A 19,645-nucleotide genomic window follows, 5' to 3' on the forward strand; every position below is an offset into this window, starting at 1 on the left:
CAGCAGAGACTGGTTGCACCGTTCGCAACGCCCCGGAATAATACGGGTCCGAAACGAACGGTGCGGCCATGGCTGTCGAGTTGCGTCCTCTTCAATCCTTGCGTCTCTGGCACGACGTGAACCTGGATCTCGTGCATCAGGGCGGCGATCTCTCGTCCCGCCAGATCGCCATTCTGCTCACGATCTATCTGGAAGCGCCGCCGCATACGGTGCGCGGCTTAGCCCACAAGCTCAACGTCACCAAGCCCGTGATCACCCGCGCCCTCGATACGCTGGGCAAGCTCGACTTCGTGACTCGGCGTCGGGATGAGGCGGATCGGCGCAACGTCATCATCCAGCGCACGGTCGCTGGCGCTTTGGCCGTGGAGAGGCTAGGAGATATCGTGACCGCCCGCGCCAAGGAGCTGCCCCGATGAATTTCGACCGCCGCATTACGCCTGTCCGTGCCGATCTGGCGGATGAGCGCCTGCGTGGCCAAGTCGAGGCCGAGCGTTTCACCGCCGGCACGATCAAGCGTCTCATCGCCTACTTTGCACCCTTGCACCGCCATCCCTCCCGCGAGGCGCCTGTCGATACGCAGGCGATCTTCGGCGAGGCCGTGACGGTTTATGACGAGCATGAAGGCTGGGCCTGGGTACAGCTGCACGACGACGGCTATGTGGGCTACCTGTCGAGCATCGTGTTGGGCGATGCAGGTGCGGAACCCACGCACAAGGTCGGCGCTATTCGCACCTTCATCTATCCGGGTCCGAACCTAAAACTTCCCTATCAGGATTATCTCACGCTCAACGCCAAGGTCACTGTCGTCGAAACACAAGGCGATTACGCACGCCTTGCCACCGGCGGCTGGGTGTTCGCCGCGCATCTGCGCAACCTCGACGATTGGCAGAAGGATTATGTCGGCACCGCCGAGCGTTTTCTGCACACGCCCTATCTCTGGGGCGGCAAGACGAGCCTCGGCATCGATTGCTCCGGCCTCGCACAGACGGTGCTGACGGCGGCAGGAATCAAGGCCCCGCGCGACAGCGACATGCAGGAGAAGGAACTCGGCTCCAACATCGAGATCAAGCCGGATCTCGGCGGTTTGCAGCGCGGCGACCTGATATTCTGGAAAGGCCATGTGGGCCTTATGATGGACGCGAAAAACTTCATCCACGCCACCGGCCACAGCATGACCGTGATGATCGAGCCTCTGGCCGTCGCGGAAGAACGAATCCGCACGACGAGCTACGGCGCGATCACTTCCATCAAGCGTCTGTAACCGAAACGCATGCCCGATCTTTCGCTTCTCCTCGTTGCGGCTTTCGGGGTCTTCCTGATCGCCTTCATGAAGGGAGCCTTCGGCGGCGGATTGGCCATCATCGGCATTCCGGTCCTGTCGCTCGTGATGGATCCGATCACTGCAGGCGCGCTTCTCGCGCCGCTCTTCGTATTGATGGATGCGGCCGCGCTCTATTATTGGCGGCCCAAGACGTGGTCGAAGATCGACCTGATGCTGCTGGTTCCGGCCCTGGCCCYCGGCACCGGCCTCGGCTTCCTGCTCATGAAGGTGATCGATCAGCGCACCTTCGCCATCGTCATCGCCCTGATCACGCTTATGTTCACAGGCTTGTGGTTTCGCGGCGGCGGCAAGATCGCGCAGCAGCCACGCTCGAAACTGAAAGCACTTGTCGCCGGCACGGCTTCCGGCGTGACATCCATGGTGGCGCATTCCGGCGGCCCGCCGGTCGCCATGTATTTGCTTCCCCTCGGGCTCCCGAAAGCCGTCTATGCCGGCACATCCAGCAGCTTCTTTGCAGCCGGCAACCTGATGAAGGCGGGGCCCTGGCTGGCACTCGCAAAGCCAACGGCCGAGCTTTGGGCATTGATGGCGTGGTGCCTGCCCTTCATCCCGCTTGGTGTGTGGGCCGGCTATCGCCTGCATGAACGCCTTGACCAGAAACAGCTCTATCGCCTCTGCTACACCCTGCTCACCTTGACCGCACTGAAGCTGCTGTGGGACGGCCTGCGCGGCTACGGATTGGTGTGAACGACACCACCCGCTTGCGCTTGCCGAGCAGCGGACCTATATGGTGGCGCAAGCGAGGACGGCCTCCCCCAGTTTGGGACAATCGTTCGGGACGACCCGAACTTTTTCCTGTCGGGGGAACATCATGCGCACGACACGCGACCGCATCCGTCACGCACTCAGCTTCGAAATCATCGGCCTTGCTCTCGTCACGCCGCTTGGCGCGTGGGCCTTCGGCATGCCCCTGCACGATATCGGTGTGGTAGGCTTTGTGAGCGCGACCATCGCGACAATCTGGAACTACATCTACAATCTCGGCTTCGACCGCGTGATGCAGCGCGTGCGCGGCAGCACGGCGAAAACCGCGTCGATCCGCGTGCTTCATACGGTGCTGTTCGAGGCCGGGCTTCTCCTCGTATTGATGCCCCCCATCGCCTGGTATCTCGGCATCAGCCTGTGGCAGGCATTCCTGCTCGATATATCCTTCGCCGTTTTCTACATGGTCTATGCGTTCGTGTTCAACTGGGCCTACGACCGCGTATTCCCCCTGCCCGAATGGCAGAAGCTGGAACCGGCATAAAGCGATGTGAATGTCGTCATCGGTATTGTACCGGTGATCCCCGCCTTCGTTTCCAACCCCACCGCCCTTATCCTGAGGAGCAGCCACAAGCTGCGTCTCGAAGGATCGTCCAGCGCGTACTGGACCCTCCTTCGAGACAGCGCTACGCGCTTCCTCAGGATGATGTCAGTGGGTGTGAAGCAAGGCGTGGATGGCCGGGCAAGCCCGGCCGCAACGTTGGCTCAATAGCCCCGCGTCCGATCCACGAGGTTCTCAAACGGCTCGCCCGCTTCATGACGCTTGATCTGGTCCGCGATGTAACGCGCGGTCGCTTCAGGCTCGCTCGTCGCGGCATTGTGGGGCGAGATGGTGACGCGCGGATGCGTCCAGAGCGGCGAATCCTGCGGCAACGGCTCTACTTCGAACACATCGAGCGTTGCGGCTTTCAACGTGCCATCGTCGAGGCAGGCGAGGATGTCCGCTTCCAGCTGTAGCTTGCCGCGTCCGGCATTGATGAGAATCGGCCCGCCGAGTCTTCCATCCTGCGCCAGCTTCTCGAACAGCGAACGGTTGAGAATGCCGCGTGTGTCGGGAGTGAGCGGGATCAGGCTGACCAGAATATCCGTACGCGCGAGAAATGCGGAAAGCCCGTCCTCACCCGCATAGGTCTCAAAACCATCGACGCTCTTCGGCGTGCGGCTCCAACCGGCGACATCGAATCCCATGACCTTCAGCTTGCAGGCTGCGTCCTGCCCAAGGACACCAAACCCAAGGATGCCGACGCGCACATCACCTGCAATCGGCGGAGCACGGTCCGGCTGCCAGCTTTTGGCGCGCTGATCGGCATCGAAGCGGTGCTGATCGCGCAGATGCATGAGGCAATGCATGACCACGTATTCGCTCATGCGATGGGTGAGATCGTCCTGCGACACACGCACGATCGGCACGTCGGGAAGATCCGGATAGTTCATCAGATGATCGACGCCGGCTCCCAGAGAAAAGAGCGCGCGCAGGTTCGGCAGGCCTGAGAGGCTGCCGGGCTTAGGCCCCCAGGTGGCCACGTACTCCACGCGGGCCTTGTCGAAATCCTCACCGAGCACCACGATATCGCGGTCTGGCAGAACCTTGCGAAAGCGATCCACCCAGGGCTTCGGGTCCCATGTGAGGGCAACGAGCAGCGTCATACTTTAAGCTCCGATCCGTTCAAGAATAAGCGTGCTCGCGGCAGGCTTTTCCCGGCCAAGCGTGTAGGCGGCACGAACAGCGCGAATTGCGGCCTCGGCGGCTGCTTCACTGCGTGCATGAACGATGGCGAGCGGACGATCCTGATCGACACTCGCGCCGACTTCCGCCAAATCGGTGAGACCAACAGCATGATCGATAGGATCTTGCGGCCGGGTGCGCCCACCGCCGAGCGCCACGACGGCAACGCCGATGTCGCGCGTCGCGATCCTTTGCACGATGCCCGAGCTTTCCGCATGGATCGGGCGGATGATGGGGGCGGCTTGCAGATGTTGCGGATGCTTCTCCAGCAGATCGGGAGGCCCGCCGAGCGCAACGACCATGCGCTGGAATACCTCGGCTGCCCTGCCGGAGGAAATCGCGTTCTCGATCTTCGCACGCGCTTCCACGATATTGGCAGCGAGCTTGCCGAGCACCAGCATCTCGGCGGAGAGTTCGACAGTCACCTCATGGAAGCGCTTCTCGCGGTGACGGCCGGTGAGATAAGCGACGGCATAAGCCATCTCGACGGCGTTGCCTGCGGCGGATGCGAGGGGCTGATCCATATCGGTCAGGAGCGCGCTAGTGGGCAGGCCTGCGCCGTTGGCGACGAGCACGAGGCTCTCGGCCAGGGCGCGCGCGTCCTTCGCGTTGTCCATGAACGCGCCGGAGCCGAACTTCACATCCATCACCAGGCCGTGAAGGCCAGCAGACAGTTTCTTCGAGAGGATGGAGGCCGTGATGAGGTCGATGGATTCCACGGTCGCCGTGACGTCGCGGATGGCATAGAGGCGCTTGTCGGCCGGCGCGAGATCCGCCGTCTGGCCGATGATGGCGCAGCCAACCTCGTGTGTCACGCGCCGGAATGTTTCGATGTCGGGCTGCGTCACGTATCCGGGAATAGAATCGAATTTGTCGAGCGTGCCGCCCGTGTGGCCGAGGCCGCGCCCCGAGATCATCGGCACATAGCCGCCGCATGCAGCAACCGCAGGCCCAAGCGCGAGGCTCACCGTGTCGCCTACGCCGCCGGTGGAATGCTTGTCGAGCACGGGGCCCGGCAGATTCCATTTCAGCACCTCGCCCGAGTTCATCATGGCGCGCGTCAGCGCCACGCGCTCCGGCACGGTGAGCCCGCGAAAGAAGATCGCCATGGCGAAGGATGCCGCTTGGCCTTCAGACACGTGGCCCGAGGTCAGGCCTTCGATGAAGCGGTGGATTTCTTCCGCCTCGAGCGTTGCGCCGTCGCGTTTGCGGCGGATGATTTCCTGCGGGAGATGGTGGCTCATATCAATACGCTCCGGTGGCGGCGTTGCCCGCTCGCCCTTCGATCGCGGCAATCAAGGTGTCGTAGACGCTGCTTGCGCCGATGCGAAAAGTCTTCGGCGTGGCCCAGCCCTGCCCCATGATGCGGTCCGCGAGGTCGAGATACGCTTTCGCATCCGCCACATTGCGAATGCCGCCGGAAGGCTTGAGACCGACCTTGCGGCCGGACGCCTTGATGGCGTTGAGCATGATCTCGGCAGCTTCCGGCGTTGCGGAAATCGGTGTCTTGCCCGTCGAGGTCTTGATGAAATCGGCACCCGCTTCGATGGAAAGGCGGCTTGCGGCGTCAATGAGCGCCACGTCTTTCAATTCGCCGGTCTCGAGAATGACCTTCAGGAGACGCTCTCCATCGACGAGATCGCGCACGGCCTCGACCATGTCGCGCGCCGTGCTAAGATCGCCGCGGCGCAGGGCGTTGTAGGGCAGAACAAGATCGATCTCGTTCGCGCCGTCGGAGAGCGCTTCCTGCGTGTCGTCGGTGACGCGGCCTACATCCTCGCCACCGGCGGGAAAGTTCACCACCGTCGCAATGCGAACGGGCGATCCCTTCAGGCTCTCCTGCGCGCGCCTCACGAATTGCGGCCATACGCAGACGGCAGCGACCGGTCCGCGCTGATCGAGCGCTTTCTTGCACAGCGCATCGATAGCCTGATCGGTGCAAGTGTCCGTAAGGTCGGTGAGATCGAGGCTGCGCAGCGCGCGTTGGGCAATGAGCGCATCGGACATTTTACATCTCCGCGACGAAGGATCGGATCAGGCGCTTGAATTTCTCAGAGGCTTCCGCCGCCGTGTCCTTGGTTTCCTGGTGCGAGGGTGATGCGCCCTCGATCCCTGCCGCCAAGTTGGTGACGACAGAAATCGCCGCGACCTTCAAACCGTAATAACGCGCGAGGATCACTTCCGGCACCGTCGACATGCCGACGAGATCGCCGCCGAGGATCTGCACCATCTTGATCTCGGCGGGCGTTTCGAAGCTCGGGCCGGAGAGCCACGCATAAACACCTTCGGGAACGTCGATGCCGGTCTTCCTCGCGGCGCGCTGCAACGTCTCGCGCAGGCCCGCATCATAAGCGCCGGTGAGCGACACGAAGCGGCCTTCCGTGTGATCGCGCAGCAGCGGGTTACCGCCGGAGAGATTGAGGTGATCGTTGATCGCCACAAGGCTTCCGGGGCGGATATGAGCCCGCACGGAGCCTGCGGCATTCGTCGCCACCAGCACGGGAATGGCGAGTTCCTTGATGAAGGCGACAGGCAGGCGCATCGCGCCGGCATCGCCCGTTTCGTAGTAATGCGCGCGGCCCTGGAACAGCAGAACGCGCTTGCCCTCCAGCGTACCGGCGACGAGCTTGCCCGCATGGCCGGACACGCCGCTTTTCGGAAAATGCGGAATGTCGGCATAAGCCAAGCTTACCGCGTCACTCACTTCATCGACCAAGGTGCCGAGGCCGGTGCCGAGCACGAAAGCGGCGTCGAAGCGGCCATCGAAGCCGCGGGCGCGCACGAACTCGGCGGCCTCTTGAACGTTCTGGTGCATCATCGTCTTTGCAGGCTCAACCATGAGCCTTCCTTCCATTGTGCGAGGCCCGCTGACAGGCCTCCTCTTCCAATCAGCTTTGCGTCAGATTATCCGGCCCGAACGAGAAGGGCAGCAATTCATCCAAGGTGAAGCTTTTGCGGATGCCTTCAGGTCCCGCGATGTGAATTTTCGTGTCGGGCGATGCGAATTCGCGGATACGCTGGCGGCAGCCACCGCAGGGCGTGACGAGGTTTTCGCCCTCGCCCATCACCACGATTTCGCCGATGCGGCTCGCGCCGCCTGCGATCATGGCGGAGATGGCGCCCGCTTCCGCGCAGGCGCCAACCGGATAGGCCGCATTCTCCACATTGCAGCCGATGAAGACCTGGCCTTTCGGCGTTGCGATGGCGGCTCCCACCTTGAAGCGGGAATAGGGCGCGTAGGCCCTGGCCTGGATGTTTTTGGCGGCCTCAAAAAGCGTGTCGAGCGAGGGCATGCTCAGCGCTCCTTCACATACGGTACACCGGAGGCGCGCGGCGGGATGGCGGTGCCGATGACGCCTGCAAGCAGGATAACGGTGAGAAGATACGGCATGGCCTGAATGGCCTGCACTGGCACCTCACCGATGATGGGAAGCGAACGCCCCTGCAACTGGTTGGCGAAGGCATCCAGGAAGCCGAACAGAAAGCACGCGCCCAGCGCCRGCCATGCACGCCATTTCGCGAAGATGAGCGCGGCGAGTGCGATGAAGCCGCGCCCCGCGGTCATGTTGGGAAGAAAGCCCGCCGCCTGTGCGACGGACAGATAAGCGCCGCCCAGGCCACACAGGACGCCACCGATCACGACAGCCGAGTAGCGCAAAGCCGTCACGGAAATGCCGGCTGTATCCACCGCCGCCGGGTTCTCGCCGACCGCGCGTAGGCGAAGGCCGAAGCGCGTGCGGCCGAGCACGAACCATGTCACCGGCACGGCGAGAAGAACGAGATAGACCAGGGCGGAGTGGCCAAAGAGAATTCCGCCGAAGCGCTGGTCGCCTTCCAACGGCGGCGTGCGTCCGCCCTGCCCGTACCAGGCATTGCCGACGATGGCGGTGAGGCCCGCTGCCAGCATGTTGATGGCGACGCCGGACACGATCTGATTGCCGCGCTGGCTGATGGAGGCAAAGCCGTGGATGAGCGCGAAGGCTACGGATGCGAAGATTCCGAAGAACAGCCCGATCCATGCGGAATCGAAAGCATAGGCTCCGGCGGCAGACGCGAAGGCCGCCACGAGCATCTTGCCTTCGAGGCCGATATCGACGACGCCCGAACGCTCCGACCAGAGGCCGGCAAGGCACGCCGCCAGCAGCGGAATGGAGAGCCTCAGGGCCGAGTCGAGAATGGTTGCGATGATGCCAAGATCCATGATCACGCCCCCGCGAATTTCTGGCGCGTCATGACATGCGCCACGATGCGCCTGAACAGGCCATCGAGCGCGCCAGCGAACAGAATGATAATGCCGCCGATCACCACCACCATGTCGCGGGTGATGTTGGGCTGCTCGAAGGCAAGCTCCGCGCCGCCTTGATAGAGAATGCCGAACAGGAGCGAGGCTAGCACGATGCCCACCGGATGTGCGCGCCCCATGAGCGCCACCGCGATGCCGACGAAACCGTAGCCGGAGGTGAACTCCAGCAGCAGACGGTGCTGATAACCCATGAGTTCGTTGACCGCGAGGCCGCCGGCGAGAGCGCCCGACAACACCATGGCGATGATGATGATCCGCGCGGGCGAAATGCCGGCATAGACCGCAGCCGTGGGGTTCGAGCCGACGACGCGGATCGCATAGCCCAGGCGCGAGCGATAGATGAGGAGCCACACGAAATAAGCTGCGGCCAGGGCGAGAACGAGGGTGAGGTTGAGCTGCGATGCGGGAATTTTGATTCCGAAGGCGGCGAAGACCTCGTGCATGAAGGGAATATGCGACGCGTCCGGGAAGGTGCGCGTTTCCGGGTTCATGGATTGCGGCTCGCGCAGCACGTTCACGAGCAGATAGACGATCAGCACGCTGGCGAGCCAGTTGAACATGATCGTCGTGATCACGATGTGGCTGCCGCGTTTGGCCTGAAGATAGCCGGGAATGGCGGCCCAGGCCGCGCCGAAGGCGGCAGCGCCTAAAATTCCGAGCGGGATCAGCAGGAAGCCCGGCAGGAAGGTGAGGTTGTTGAGCACCAGCGCGATGCCGAGTCCCGCAAGCGTCGCCTGCCCCTCACCGCCGATGTTGAAGAGACCGGCATGATAGGCCACCGCCACCGCCAAGCCGACGAAGATGAAGTCGGTGGCGTAGAACAGGGTGAAGCCCAGGCCCTCGCCGGTGCCGAGGCTGCCTTGCAGCAGGTACTTGGTCGCGGTCAGCGGATTCTCGCCGATACCGAGCACCACGAGGCCCGCGATGAGAAAGGCCGCGACCACCGATATGGCGGGAACCAGGACCGTGTCGGCCCATCTGGGCATGTCGATAGGTGCGCTCACGTCTGACTGTCCGGAAGGAACAGGTGGCCCTGTTCGTCGAGAGGAAAGAACGGGTTCCAGGCAACTTCCCAGAGATGCCCGTCAGGATCGGCGAAATAGCCCGAATAGCCGCCCCAGAACACGTCCTGCAGCGGCTTCACCGCACGAGCACCCACCGCGATGGCGCGGGCATAAACCTCGTCGGCCTCCTGCTTGGAGTGGGCGTTGTAGGCGAGCGTGATGGCGGCAAAGCCCGTGGGCTTGTCCTCCACATGCGCATCTTCGGCCAGAGCGGTACGACCGAAGAGGCCGAGCGCCAACCCGTTCGCCTGGAAAAAGACGACGCTCGGCTGGCTCGCACTGGAGGCCTTCCAGCCCCAGGCTTCATAGAAGGCTCGCGATTTTGCAAGATCGGTCACGCCGAGCGTGACCAGCGTCAATCGCGGCTGCATCACGCGGCCTCGTCGGTTACGCCGGCCATGAGAAGGCCGAGATCCTGCTCGTTGGTCTCGGACGCGATGCGCTCGCCGGTGATCTTGCCGCCGCACATGGTGAGGATGCGGTCGGAGAGATTCATGATCTCGTCGAGTTCCACCGACACGAGCAGAATGCCGACGCCCGCATCGCGCAATGCGATGAGGCGGCGATGGATGAATTCGATGGCGCCGATATCGACGCCGCGCGTGGGCTGGCCGACGAGCAGAACACGCGGATTGCGCTCGATCTCCCGCGCCAGCACGATCTTCTGCTGATTGCCGCCGGAGAACTTGGAGGATTTCAGGCGCGGCGCAGGCGGGCGCACATCGTACTGTTCCATCTTCTTCGCGAGATCGGCGATGAGACGGTCATGATCGAGGATCGGTCCACGCCCAAGCTGCGGCTCGTCGCTGAAGCCGAGAATGGCGCTCTCGAAAGCCGGGAATGCGGGCACGAGGCCCATGCGCAGGCGGTCTTCCGGCACATGCAGAAGCCCTGCCGCGCGCATGTCGTGCGGGTTGTGACGCGACGAATGGATCGTCTTGCCTTCCAGGCGAATGGTGCCGAGCGCCGGCTGGCGCATGCCCGCAATCGCTTCGAGCAATTCACTCTGACCGTTGCCGGCCACACCCGCGATGCCGACGATCTCGCCCGCGCGAACGGTAAGCGATGCATTGGCGACGCGCAGCACGCCACGGGAATCGATGACGGTAAGATCCGCGATTTCGAGCAGGGGCGTGCCGGGCGCCTTTGCCGATTTTTCGACGCGCAGGAGAACACGACGACCGACCATCAGCTCCGCCAGTTCCGGCGGCGACGTGTTGTCCGTCTCGACGGTCGCGACCATCTCGCCGCGCCGCATGACAGAGACGCGATCCGTGATCGCCATGATCTCGCGCAGCTTGTGTGTGATGAGTATGACGGTTTTGCCCTGCTCCTTCAGCGAGCGGAGCAGCTCGAACAAAGCGTCCGCTTCCGGTGGCGTGAGTACGGCGGTAGGCTCGTCGAGAATGAGAATATCGGCGCCGCGATAGAGCGCTTTCAGAATTTCCACGCGCTGCTGAAGACCGACGGAAAGTTCGCCGACGGTGGCGCCCACGTCGATTTCGAGGCCGTAATCCTTCGCCAGCCGCGCAAGCTCCTTTCGGACCTTGGCCTCGCCCGCGCGCAGCATGGCGCCGCCTTCGGCGCCGAGCATCACGTTCTCGACTACGGTCAGCGGCTCCACCAGCATGAAGTGCTGGTGCACCATGCCGATGCCCGCGTGAATGGCATCGTTGGAGGAGCGGATGCGGATCAGCCTGCCGTTGACGCGGATCTCGCCGGAATCGGCCTCGTAGAAACCGTAGAGGATCGACATCAGAGTCGATTTGCCGGCACCGTTCTCACCGACGATGCCGTGGATCGTGCCGCGCTCGACGCGCAGGTTCACATCCTTGTTGGCGTGAACGGCGCCGAAGCTCTTGTTGATCGCAATAAGTTCAATCGCGGGGGACATCGGCCTCTGGTCACTGTCCGGCTGGGAGGTGGCGTACGTGCCGGATCCTAAAGGAAAAGCAGACACTTAAAAAGAGATCCGGCCGCAGACCCTTTTTCGAGTCTGCGGCCGGAACCATGCTTCAGCTTACATCGGGCACTTCGAATCCGACATGTAGTCGTGCACCTTGATGGCGCCCGACTTGATATCGGCGGCGGCCTTGTCGGCGGCGGCCTTCATGTCGGCGGTGATCAGCGACTTGTTGTTGTCGTCGAGCGCCCATGCCACGCCGTCCTCGGCGAGGCCGAGAACCGAGACGCCGGCCTTGAAGGTGTCCTTCTTGGCCTGATCGAAGGCATTGTAGGTGGCGACATCCACGCGCTTGACCATGGAGGTCAGCATCTTGCCCGGGTGCAGGCCGTTCTGGTTCGAGTCGACGCCAATGCCGAGCTTGCCCGCGTCCACGGTGGCGCGCAGCACGCCGATGCCGGTGCCGCCGGCCGCGTGGTAGACCACGTCCGCGCCGCGATCGATCTGGCCCTTGGCGAGCTCGCCGCCCTTCACCGGGTCGCCCCAGGCAGCGCCCGTGGTGCCGGTCATGTTCTGGAACACCTCGGCGTCCTTGTTGGCGTATTTCACGCCCTGGACGTAGCCGCAGGCGAACTTGCGGATGAGCGGGATGTCCATGCCGCCCACGAAGCCGACCTTGTTGGTCTTGGAGGCCTTGGCCGCCAGCAGGCCGACCAGGAACGAGCCCTCGTGCTCCTTGAATACGACGGACTGCACGTTCGGCTTCTCGACGACGGCGTCGATGATGGCGAACTTGATATTCGGGAATTCCTCGGCAACCTTCTTCAGCGCGGTTTCCTGGGAGAAGCCCACCGCCACGATCGGCGAATAGCCGTCACGGGCGAAGCGGCGCAGGGCCTGCTCGCGCTGGGCATCGTTCTGCGGCTCGAAATCGCGGTAATCGGTGCCTGTGTCCTTCTTGAACTTCTCGGCGCCCGAGTGAACGCCCTCGTTGAAGGATTTATCGAACTTGCCGCCGAGATCGTAGACGATGGCGGGCTTGAAGGCGGCCTGCTGCGCGAAGGCGGCGGAGGCGGAAAAGGCGAGGCCCGCGAGTGCGAGGCCGAACTTGGTAACTGTCATCGGCAATGTTCCCTGTTTTGACGCCGGCCTTAAGGCCGGTTGCCCCGTGACGATGGCACGGGAAGGGTCATGACGCCAAGGTCTCTGTCAAGCGGCATGTTATTTCCTTAACGGTAAGGTTGATCGGCTGTCCCAGGGCGCTAAGGTCGCATCCATGCCCTTGAATCCGGACGAAATCGACCGCTATGCCCGACACCTCGTTCTCCGGGACGTGGGAGGGCCGGGCCAGTTGAAGCTGAAGGCCGCTCGCGTGCTCGTGATCGGGGCGGGAGGCCTGGGCGCGCCCCTTATCCAGTACCTGGCGGCCGCCGGAATCGGCACCATCGGGCTTGTGGATAATGATGTGGTGTCCCTCTCAAACCTGCAGCGGCAGGTGATTTTCGGGACCTCCGATATCGGCCTACCCAAGGTGGAGGTGGCCGCCAGAATGATCGCGCAGCTCAACCCGAACGTCGCCGTGGAACCTCACAACCTTCGCCTGACGGACGGGAATGCCCGCGACCTGATCCGCCGATACGACATCGTGGTGGATGGATCCGACAATTTCGACACCCGCTATGCCGTGTCTGATGCCTGTTTTTACGAGAATAAGCCTCTGGTCACGGCGGCCCTGGGCCAGTTCGACGGCTCGCTGACGACGATCCGGGCGCATGAAAACAGCCCTGATGGCCGCCCGAACCCCACCTATCGCTGCCTGTTCCCCTCCCCGCCTCCACCGGGCGCGGTTCCCACCTGCGCCGAGGCAGGCATTCTGGGCGCGCTCGCGGGCGTCATGGGGAGCCTAATGGCGATGGAAGTGATGCGGGAGATCGTGGGCTTTGGAGAGAGCCTCGTCGGGCGTCTCTTGATGGTCGATGCGCGCTCGATGCGGTTCGACACGTTTCGGTATGGGTGGGATGAGCGGAATCCGCTGAGTGGATCCAAGGCAGCGCCATCCCGGACGCGGTAGAGCCGCGTCCGGGATACCCATCTGTCAGGAGCGCAGCACTGCGCCGGTCTTCTTTGCCACCTCCGCAACGATCTTGGCCGTGACGGCTTCGATCTCCACGTCGGTCAGTGTCTTTTCCGTCGGCTGCAGCGTCACGGCGATCGCGACGGACTTCTTGTCCGGGTCGATGCCGGTGCCCTCGTAAATGTCGAACACGTCGACGCCCACGATCAGCTGACGTTCCGCGCCTTGAGCCGCCTTCACGATGTCGCCCGCCGCCACGTCGCGGCCGACGACGAAAGCGAAGTCGCGGGTGAGCGGCTGGAAGTCGGGCAGGCTCAGCTTCGGCTTCATCTTCGTCGGCCTCGCCTTGGGCGGCGGCAGCGCATCGAGATTGAGCTCGAAAGCCACTAGAGGACCCTTCAGGTCGAGAGCCTTCAAGATCTTCGGATGAACCTCGCCGAACGCGCCGACGATGTTCTTCGGACCGAATTGCAGCGTGCCGGAACGGCCGGGATGGAACCAGGCCGGACCGCCCGCGACGATCTGGAGACCGCCCGCCGGAATGCCGAGCGCTGATAGCAGCGCCTGCACATCCGCTTTCGCATCGAAGGCATCGACGGTCTTGGCACCGCCATTCCAGTGACGGCCGACGCCCTCAGCGCGCGCCGTGCCACGACGCACGGCGGCGGCCTTGATCGACTGGCCTTCAGGCTCGTCGGACGCGAAGGTCTGGCCGACCTCGAAGAGCGCCACATCACCGAGCCCACGATCTGCGTTGCGCTGCGCAGCCTTCATGAGACCCGGCAGCAGGGATGGGCGCATGTCGGAGAGTTCGGCCGCGATCGGATTGGCGAGAGCAAGCCGCGCATCGCCGCCGCCGAACAGCTCGGCCTCGTCCTTCGAGATGAAGGACCATGTGACGGCCTCAACCAGTCCACGCACGGCGAGCGAGCGGCGCGCGAGGCGCGTGCGCTTCTGGATCAGCGTGAGGATGGGCTTGGCGACAGTCGCTTCGAGACGCGGCAGGGGCTGCGGCTCGATGCGGTCGACACCGGCGATGCGGATGACCTCTTCGACGAGATCCGCCTTGCCTTCGATGTCGGGACGCCAGGACGGCGGCGTGACATTCACGCGCTCGCCCGAGCCCTGAACCTCGAAGCCGAGCTTCTTCAGGATCGCTTCGGATTCAGCGGGCTTCACGTCGAGGCCCGACAGGCGCGGCACTTCTGAATACGGGAACTCGATCACGCGTGTGGTGTCCGGCACCTGACCAGCAACCACAGCCTCGCTCGGCTCGCCGCCACACAGGTCGATGACCAGCTTGGTCGCGAGATCGAGACCCGGCACCGTGAAGGCCGGATCGACGCCGCGCTCGAAGCGATAGCGCGCGTCGGTGATGATGCCGTGCTTGCGGCCCGTCTGCGCAATGTTCAGCGGGTCCCAAAGCGCGGATTCGATCAGCACATCGGTCGTGCCTTCATCCGAACCCGAATGCTCGCCGCCCATGATGCCGGCGATGGATTCGACGCCGTTGTCATCGGCGATCACCACCGTGCCGGGATCGAGCTTGTAGGTGCGGCCATCGAGGGCCAGCACCTCTTCGCCGTCCTTGGCGCGGCGAACGGTGAGATTGCCCTTCACCTTCTTGGCGTCGAACACATGCAGCGGACGGCCGCGGTCGAAGGTGATGTAGTTGGTGATGTCGACGAGCGCATTGATCGGACGAAGCCCGATGGAGAGCAGGCGACGCTGCATCCAGTCCGGCGACGGGCCGTTCTTCACGCCGCGCACAAGGCGAAGCGCGAAGGTGGGGCACAGCTTCGCATCCTCACCCGAGAGATCGAGCGTCACCGAAACCGGGCATGCGCCCTTCCCCTGAACGGCGGGAACATCGCCGCCTCTGAGCGTGCCGAGGCCAGCCGCCGCGAGGTCGCGCGCGATGCCGAAGATCGATGTGCAGTCGGGACGGTTCGGCGTGAGGTTGATCTCGATCACCGGATCATCCAAGCGGGCGTAAGCAGCATAAGCCACGCCGACAGGCGCATCTTCCGGTAATTCGATGATGCCGTCATGATCGTCGGAGATCTCGAGTTCCGCCGCCGAGCACAGCATGCCCGCGCTCTCGACGCCGCGAATATTGCCGACGCCGAGCGTGATGTTCTTGCCCGGAATATAGGTGCCAGGAGGCGCGAACACGCTCTTCATGCCGGTGCGCGCATTCGGTGCACCGCAGACGACCTGAATCGGCTGACCATTGCCGGTATCGACCATGCACACGCGCAGGCGATCCGCATTCGGGTGCTGCTCGGCGGAGATCACATAGGCGTTGATGTAGGCACCAAGCGTCTTCGCCTTGTCCTCGACGCCTTCGACCTCGAGGCCGATGCGCGTGAGCGTTTCCACGATCTCATCGAGAGACGCGGTGGTATCAAGGTGATCCTTGAGCCAGGAGAGAGTGAATTTCATTGTTGCTCTCCTTTACGAAGTCAGGCCGCTGACGAGGGACGGGATGTCGAGCGGGCGGAAGCCGTAATGATTCAGCCAGCGCACATCGGCCTCGAAGAACGGACGCAGGTCCGGCATGCCGTATTTGAGCATCGCGATGCGGTCGATGCCCATGCCCCAGGCGAAGCCCTGGTACTCGTCGGGATCGAGGCCGCAATTGCGCAGCACGTTCGGATGCACCATTCCGCAGCCCAGAATTTCGAGCCAGTCGGTGCCTTCGCCGAAGCGGATTTCGCCGCCCTTGCGCGAGCACTGGATGTCGACTTCGGCGGAGGGCTCTGTGAACGGGAAGAACGACGGGCGGAAGCGCATCTTCACCTGATCGACCTCGAAGAAGGCCTTGCAGAATTCTTCGAGAATCCATTTCAGGTGCGCGATGTTGGCCTGCTTGTCGATGACGAGGCCTTCGACCTGATGGAACATAGGCGTGTGTGTCTGGTCCGAGTCGTGGCGATAGGTGCGGCCTGGAATGATCACGCGGATCGGCGGCTTTTGCGACTGCATCGTGCGGATCTGCACCGGTGAGGTGTGCGTGCGCAGCACCTTGCGCTCGCCCTTCTCGTCTGGGGCAAGGAAGAAGGTGTCGTGCATCTCACGCGCCGGGTGGCCGACGGGGAAGTTGAGCGCCGTGAAATTGAGATAATCGGTCTCGATATCCGGTCCTTCCGCGACGGAGAAGCCCATATCGGCGAAGATCGCCGTGAGTTCCTCGATCACTTGGCTGATGGGATGGATGCGACCACGAGACTCGGGCGCTTCCGGCACGGGCAGCGTCACATCGATGCGTTCTGCCGACAGGCGCGCTTCTAGAGCCGACTCCGCCAGCGTCTCTTTCTTGGCGGCAATCGCGCCCTGCACCTTGTCGCGCAGGCCATTGATGAGCGGGCCGCGCTCCTTGCGCTCGTCCGGCGTCATGGCGCCGAGAGTTTTCAGCAATTCGGAGACGGAGCCCTTCTTGCCGAGCGCGGATACGCGCACAGCTTCAAGGGCCGCTTCGTCGCCGGCGGCTTCGACCTGAGAAAGCAGGTCATGTTCGAGATGGTTGAGATCGGTCATCGGTCCCTGGCCAGATGCAAGCGCTTTAAGTGAGGCGCGGCGCGGGAACCGTGAAGTCGTCCGAGCCGCGTGGTCGCAACCGACAGCATTCAGCCGTCAGCGCGGATGGTCTCGGAGAAGGGGGAGTAAGGCGGTGCGGCTGAACAAGCCAGCCGCACCGAAGCTAGTCTATCCGATTTTTAGGCGGCCTGCTGCGGCAGGGCGGCCTTGGCAGCTTCCACGTAAGCAGCGAAAGCCGCCGGCTCGTGGATGGCCAGTTCGGACAGGACCTTGCGATCGACCTCGATCCCAGCCTTGCCGAGACCGTCGATAAATCGGGAATAGGTCATGTCATGCATACGGACGGCAGCGTTGAGACGCTGGATCCAGAGAGCGCGGAAGGTGCGCTTCTTGTTGCGACGGTCGCGCGTCGCATACTGCATGCTCTTCTCGACCGCCTGCTTGGCGATGCGGATGGTGTTCTTGCGGCGGCCGTAGAAACCTTTGGCGGCCTTAAAAATCTTCTTGTGCTTGGCGTGGGACGTAACGCCCCGTTTGACGCGTGCCATGGGTAAACTCCTTCAAAATCCGGGATGGTGGGGAAGACCGCCTTAGCCGTTGGGCAGGAAGTACTTCTTCACATTGTAGGCGTCGCCCTCGAACATCGTCGTGGTGCCGCGCAGGTTGCGGATCTGCTTCTTGGTCCGCTTGATCATCCCGTGGCGCTTGCCGGCCTGGGCGTAAACGACCTTGCCGGTGCCAGTGATCTTGAAGCGCTTCTTCGCGCCAGATTTCGTCTTCAGCTTGGGCATTTTGCTCTCCTTTGGTCAGGCCTCGAGAGCGGCAAAACCGCCCTTTCAACCCATATTGCTACTGTGAGCAACACAAACCGCCACGGCAGCCCTAACAGCCGGGCGGTTCGATGAAGGGCGGCTTATGGCAGAAGGCCACCCAAAAAGCAATGGCCGCCGGAACCCCGACGGCCATGAATCTTGCCTTCATAGGAAGGTTTTAGCGAGGTGCGAGCACCATGACGACCTGACGGCCCTCGAAGTTCGGCTCCATCTCGACCTTGGCGATATCGCCCACGTCGGCCTTGACCCGGTCGAGAACCTTCAGGCCGAGCGACTGGTGCGCCATTTCGCGGCCGCGGAAGCGCAGGGTGATCTTCACCTTGTTGCCTTCCTCGAAGAAGCTCTTCATGGCCTTCATCTTCACATCGTAATCGTGATCGTCGATGCCCGGACGAAGCTTGATTTCCTTGACCTCGACGGTCTTCTGCTTCTTGCGCGCCTCGGCGGCCTTCTTCTGCTCCAGGAAGCGGAATTTGCCGTAATCGAGGATCTTGCAGACCGGAGGAGTGGCGTTCGGCGAGATTTCCACCAGGTCGAGGCCGGCGTCTTCAGCAACGCGCAGGGCATCGAAGAAGGGGACTACGCCCTTATTCTGTCCGGTATCATCGATCAGCTGAACTTCGCGGACTCCGCGAATGTCTCGGTTGGCGCGCGGACCTTCTTTCTGCGGCACCGGCAAGGGTCTCATGGGACGACGAATGGCTCTTATCTCCTGTTTAAGGGCTCAGTTGAGAGAGGAGACTTGACCTCAAGTCTCTGCAGGATGCTCAACGTTGCCGAGAATGATCTGACATTTCGCCCAAAATGGCGCGAAGTCAACTTGTTCTATGGCTAAAATGGTTCTCCAGAAGCGCTGAATACACATTCAGCGTGCCGGAAACCATGCGTTCGAGCGAGAAGTGGCGCTCTACATGGGACCGGGCCCGGGAGCCCAGCGCGATCCGGGCGCTGGCGCCCAGGTTGAGGGCCTCACCGATGGCCTCGGCCAAAGCCTCCGAGTCTCCCGGCGGAACCCGCCAGCCGGTCCGTTCCTGAGGGGTGACAGTCGGCGGGGCGAGAACGGTTTCCGGCACTGCCCCCAGATCGGATACGACGACCGGCGTGCCCATGGCCTGGGCCTCCACCGCCGAGCGGCCGAAGGCTTCCGGCTCCGTGGAGGGCACAGTCACCACGGCGGCGGTCAGGAAAGCCGCCGGCATGTCCGTGCAATGGCCGACCCGGCGCACGATGTCCTTCAGCTTGTTCGCCCCTATCAGGCTATCCAGCTCCTTCACATAAGAGTCGCGCCCCTGCGGATCGCCGGCGAGGATATAGACCGCATCCGTCACGCCCTTGTCGCGCAGTTTGGCCGCGGCCTCGATCAGAACCTTCTGGCCCTTCCAGCCCGTTAGTCGGGCCGCCAGCAGCACCACGCGCTCGTGGGGCGCCACGTTCCAGGCTTTTCTGAGCGCTTCGATCCGCTCCGGCGCGACCGCCCCGGGGGAAAACTTCAGGAAGTCCGTTCCGCGATAGATCACCCCCACCCGGTCGCCGGCCTGGGGATGCATCGAGCGGATCAGGTTGCTCGTATATTGCGAGTTGGCGATGACCACGTCGCCCCGGGCCATGACCGAGTTGTAGAGGATCTTCACCGAAGAGCGGCCGGAATAGCTGCCGTGATAGGTGGTCACGAAGGGAATGTTGAGGCTGCGCGCCGCGCCCAGCGCCACCCAGGCCGGGGCTCGGGAGCGGGCATGGATCAGCGACACCTGCTCCCGATGGCAGATCTTTGCGAGCTTGCGCACGTTGAGAAGCATGGAGATCGGGTTCTTCGTGGCAGCCGGAAACGGAATCCAGATGCCGCCCTTGGCCTGCAGCTCACCGACGAGCCGCCCGCCATCGGTTGCCACGAGCGCCCGCGCCCCGGCATTCACCAAACCTTCGGCGATGTCGACGGCGGTACGCTCCGCACCGCCGGCCTCAAGCTCCGGAATAATCTGCAGAATCGTCCTTCCCGCCAGGGGATGAACTTGGGATGACGGAAAAGCCGCTCCTCCGCCGGGTCGCGCTGAAAAACTCACCGATGTAAGAGCCTTCTTCAAAGAATGACAGAATCGCC

The 19,645-nt window shown here is 63.1% G+C and carries 21 protein-coding genes; 5 read left to right on the top strand and 16 right to left on the bottom strand.

Features of this window, described 5'->3' with window-relative positions:
- The first annotated feature begins 68 nt into the window (after positions 1-68).
- From ACXJKO_RS01835 to ACXJKO_RS01850, 4 genes are all read left to right on the top strand, one after another.
- Positions 69-416 (top strand): MarR family transcriptional regulator, encoded by a 348-nt coding sequence (locus ACXJKO_RS01835; RefSeq protein WP_457089371.1) that lies wholly within the window; start codon positions 69-71, stop codon positions 414-416.
- A complete protein-coding gene (locus ACXJKO_RS01840) occupies positions 413-1,261 on the top strand; it encodes a C40 family peptidase (RefSeq protein ID WP_457089372.1) in 849 nt (282 codons plus the stop codon). The genes ACXJKO_RS01835 and ACXJKO_RS01840 overlap by 4 nt, the downstream gene beginning before the upstream one ends.
- Positions 1,262-1,270: 9 nt before the next feature.
- A complete protein-coding gene (locus tag ACXJKO_RS01845; RefSeq protein ID WP_457089373.1) occupies positions 1,271-2,029 on the top strand; it encodes a sulfite exporter TauE/SafE family protein in 759 nt (252 codons plus the stop codon).
- A 124-nt stretch (positions 2,030-2,153) separates the two neighbouring features.
- On the top strand, positions 2,154-2,588 hold the full coding sequence (locus ACXJKO_RS01850) for a PACE efflux transporter (RefSeq protein ID WP_457089374.1): 435 nt from the start codon (positions 2,154-2,156) through the stop codon (positions 2,586-2,588).
- 221 nt (positions 2,589-2,809) lie between these two features.
- On the opposite strand, the gene ACXJKO_RS01855 is transcribed toward ACXJKO_RS01850, so the two are convergent.
- From ACXJKO_RS01855 to ACXJKO_RS01900, 10 genes are all read right to left on the bottom strand, one after another.
- Positions 2,810-3,751 carry a 2-hydroxyacid dehydrogenase gene (locus tag ACXJKO_RS01855; protein ID WP_457089375.1) on the bottom strand — a complete coding sequence of 314 codons (942 nt, stop codon included), beginning with the start codon at positions 3,749-3,751 and terminating at the stop codon, positions 2,810-2,812.
- 3 nt (positions 3,752-3,754) lie between these two features.
- Positions 3,755-5,074, bottom strand: coding sequence for a thymidine phosphorylase (gene deoA, locus ACXJKO_RS01860; protein WP_457089376.1), 1,320 nt, complete (start codon positions 5,072-5,074; stop codon positions 3,755-3,757).
- A 1-nt stretch (position 5,075) separates the two neighbouring features.
- Positions 5,076-5,837 carry a deoxyribose-phosphate aldolase gene (deoC, locus tag ACXJKO_RS01865; protein ID WP_457089377.1) on the bottom strand — a complete coding sequence of 254 codons (762 nt, stop codon included), beginning with the start codon at positions 5,835-5,837 and terminating at the stop codon, positions 5,076-5,078.
- A gap of 1 nt (position 5,838) precedes the next feature.
- The gene (locus ACXJKO_RS01870; RefSeq protein ID WP_457089378.1) at positions 5,839-6,669 is read right to left on the bottom strand and encodes a purine-nucleoside phosphorylase; all 831 of its coding nucleotides are present in this window, start codon (positions 6,667-6,669) and stop codon (positions 5,839-5,841) included.
- Between the two features lie 49 nt (positions 6,670-6,718).
- Entirely contained in the window at positions 6,719-7,123 is a 405-nt protein-coding gene (gene cdd, locus ACXJKO_RS01875) for a cytidine deaminase (protein ID WP_457089379.1), read from the bottom strand.
- 2 nt (positions 7,124-7,125) lie between these two features.
- On the bottom strand, positions 7,126-8,031 hold the full coding sequence (locus tag ACXJKO_RS01880; protein ID WP_457089380.1) for an ABC transporter permease: 906 nt from the start codon (positions 8,029-8,031) through the stop codon (positions 7,126-7,128).
- 2 nt (positions 8,032-8,033) lie between these two features.
- Entirely contained in the window at positions 8,034-9,137 is a 1,104-nt protein-coding gene (locus ACXJKO_RS01885; RefSeq protein ID WP_457089381.1) for an ABC transporter permease, read from the bottom strand.
- Positions 9,134-9,568 carry a VOC family protein gene (locus ACXJKO_RS01890; protein ID WP_457089382.1) on the bottom strand — a complete coding sequence of 145 codons (435 nt, stop codon included), beginning with the start codon at positions 9,566-9,568 and terminating at the stop codon, positions 9,134-9,136. Before ACXJKO_RS01890 ends, ACXJKO_RS01885 begins: the two co-directional genes overlap by 4 nt.
- Entirely contained in the window at positions 9,568-11,091 is a 1,524-nt protein-coding gene (locus ACXJKO_RS01895; RefSeq protein ID WP_457089383.1) for an ABC transporter ATP-binding protein, read from the bottom strand. Before ACXJKO_RS01895 ends, ACXJKO_RS01890 begins: the two co-directional genes overlap by 1 nt.
- Before the next feature lie 126 nt (positions 11,092-11,217).
- Positions 11,218-12,222, bottom strand: coding sequence for a BMP family lipoprotein (locus ACXJKO_RS01900; protein ID WP_457089384.1), 1,005 nt, complete (start codon positions 12,220-12,222; stop codon positions 11,218-11,220).
- 154 nt (positions 12,223-12,376) lie between these two features.
- Between ACXJKO_RS01900 and ACXJKO_RS01905 the strand changes: the two genes are divergently transcribed.
- A complete protein-coding gene (locus ACXJKO_RS01905) occupies positions 12,377-13,171 on the top strand; it encodes a HesA/MoeB/ThiF family protein (RefSeq protein WP_457089385.1) in 795 nt (264 codons plus the stop codon).
- Between the two features lie 24 nt (positions 13,172-13,195).
- Here ACXJKO_RS01905 and pheT read toward each other — a convergent pair whose 3' ends face one another.
- From pheT to ACXJKO_RS01935, 6 genes are all read right to left on the bottom strand, one after another.
- The gene (gene pheT, locus ACXJKO_RS01910; RefSeq protein ID WP_457089386.1) at positions 13,196-15,619 is read right to left on the bottom strand and encodes a phenylalanine--tRNA ligase subunit beta; all 2,424 of its coding nucleotides are present in this window, start codon (positions 15,617-15,619) and stop codon (positions 13,196-13,198) included.
- A gap of 12 nt (positions 15,620-15,631) precedes the next feature.
- Positions 15,632-16,714, bottom strand: a complete 1,083-nt coding sequence (pheS, locus tag ACXJKO_RS01915) for a phenylalanine--tRNA ligase subunit alpha (protein ID WP_457089387.1) — start codon at positions 16,712-16,714, stop codon at positions 15,632-15,634.
- Positions 16,715-16,893: 179 nt separating this feature from the next.
- Positions 16,894-17,262, bottom strand: a complete 369-nt coding sequence (rplT, locus tag ACXJKO_RS01920; RefSeq protein ID WP_457089388.1) for a 50S ribosomal protein L20 — start codon at positions 17,260-17,262, stop codon at positions 16,894-16,896.
- Between the two features lie 42 nt (positions 17,263-17,304).
- Positions 17,305-17,505: a 50S ribosomal protein L35 gene (rpmI, locus tag ACXJKO_RS01925; RefSeq protein WP_109598789.1), complete on the bottom strand. Its 201-nt coding sequence runs from the start codon at positions 17,503-17,505 to the stop codon at positions 17,305-17,307.
- Positions 17,506-17,704: 199 nt separating this feature from the next.
- Entirely contained in the window at positions 17,705-18,235 is a 531-nt protein-coding gene (infC, locus tag ACXJKO_RS01930) for a translation initiation factor IF-3 (RefSeq protein WP_457089389.1), read from the bottom strand.
- 127 nt (positions 18,236-18,362) lie between these two features.
- Complete coding sequence (locus tag ACXJKO_RS01935) at positions 18,363-19,607, bottom strand: glycosyltransferase family 4 protein (protein WP_457089390.1); 1,245 nt, start codon at positions 19,605-19,607, stop codon at positions 18,363-18,365.
- Positions 19,608-19,645: the final 38 nt, after the last annotated feature.

The organism is Microvirga sp. P5_D2 (assembly GCF_054049475.1).

Excerpts from the sequence above, each read along its gene's own strand:
- ACXJKO_RS01835 (WP_457089371.1), top strand. The coding sequence starts at position 69 with ATGGCTGTCGAGTTGCGTCCTCTTCAATCCTTGCGTCTCTGGCACGAC.
- ACXJKO_RS01840 (WP_457089372.1), top strand. The coding sequence starts at position 413 with ATGAATTTCGACCGCCGCATTACGCCTGTCCGTGCCGATCTGGCGGAT.
- ACXJKO_RS01850 (WP_457089374.1), top strand. The coding sequence starts at position 2,154 with ATGCGCACGACACGCGACCGCATCCGTCACGCACTCAGCTTCGAAATC.
- ACXJKO_RS01855 (WP_457089375.1), bottom strand. The coding sequence starts at position 3,751 with ATGACGCTGCTCGTTGCCCTCACATGGGACCCGAAGCCCTGGGTGGAT.
- deoA (WP_457089376.1), bottom strand. The coding sequence starts at position 5,074 with ATGAGCCACCATCTCCCGCAGGAAATCATCCGCCGCAAACGCGACGGC.
- deoC (WP_457089377.1), bottom strand. The coding sequence starts at position 5,837 with ATGTCCGATGCGCTCATTGCCCAACGCGCGCTGCGCAGCCTCGATCTC.
- ACXJKO_RS01870 (WP_457089378.1), bottom strand. The coding sequence starts at position 6,669 with ATGGTTGAGCCTGCAAAGACGATGATGCACCAGAACGTTCAAGAGGCC.
- cdd (WP_457089379.1), bottom strand. The coding sequence starts at position 7,123 with ATGCCCTCGCTCGACACGCTTTTTGAGGCCGCCAAAAACATCCAGGCC.
- ACXJKO_RS01890 (WP_457089382.1), bottom strand. The coding sequence starts at position 9,568 with ATGCAGCCGCGATTGACGCTGGTCACGCTCGGCGTGACCGATCTTGCA.
- ACXJKO_RS01895 (WP_457089383.1), bottom strand. The coding sequence starts at position 11,091 with ATGTCCCCCGCGATTGAACTTATTGCGATCAACAAGAGCTTCGGCGCC.
- ACXJKO_RS01900 (WP_457089384.1), bottom strand. The coding sequence starts at position 12,222 with ATGACAGTTACCAAGTTCGGCCTCGCACTCGCGGGCCTCGCCTTTTCC.
- ACXJKO_RS01905 (WP_457089385.1), top strand. The coding sequence starts at position 12,377 with ATGCCCTTGAATCCGGACGAAATCGACCGCTATGCCCGACACCTCGTT.
- pheT (WP_457089386.1), bottom strand. The coding sequence starts at position 15,619 with ATGAAATTCACTCTCTCCTGGCTCAAGGATCACCTTGATACCACCGCG.
- pheS (WP_457089387.1), bottom strand. The coding sequence starts at position 16,714 with ATGACCGATCTCAACCATCTCGAACATGACCTGCTTTCTCAGGTCGAA.
- rplT (WP_457089388.1), bottom strand. The coding sequence starts at position 17,262 with ATGGCACGCGTCAAACGGGGCGTTACGTCCCACGCCAAGCACAAGAAG.
- rpmI (WP_109598789.1), bottom strand. The coding sequence starts at position 17,505 with ATGCCCAAGCTGAAGACGAAATCTGGCGCGAAGAAGCGCTTCAAGATC.
- infC (WP_457089389.1), bottom strand. The coding sequence starts at position 18,235 with ATGAGACCCTTGCCGGTGCCGCAGAAAGAAGGTCCGCGCGCCAACCGA.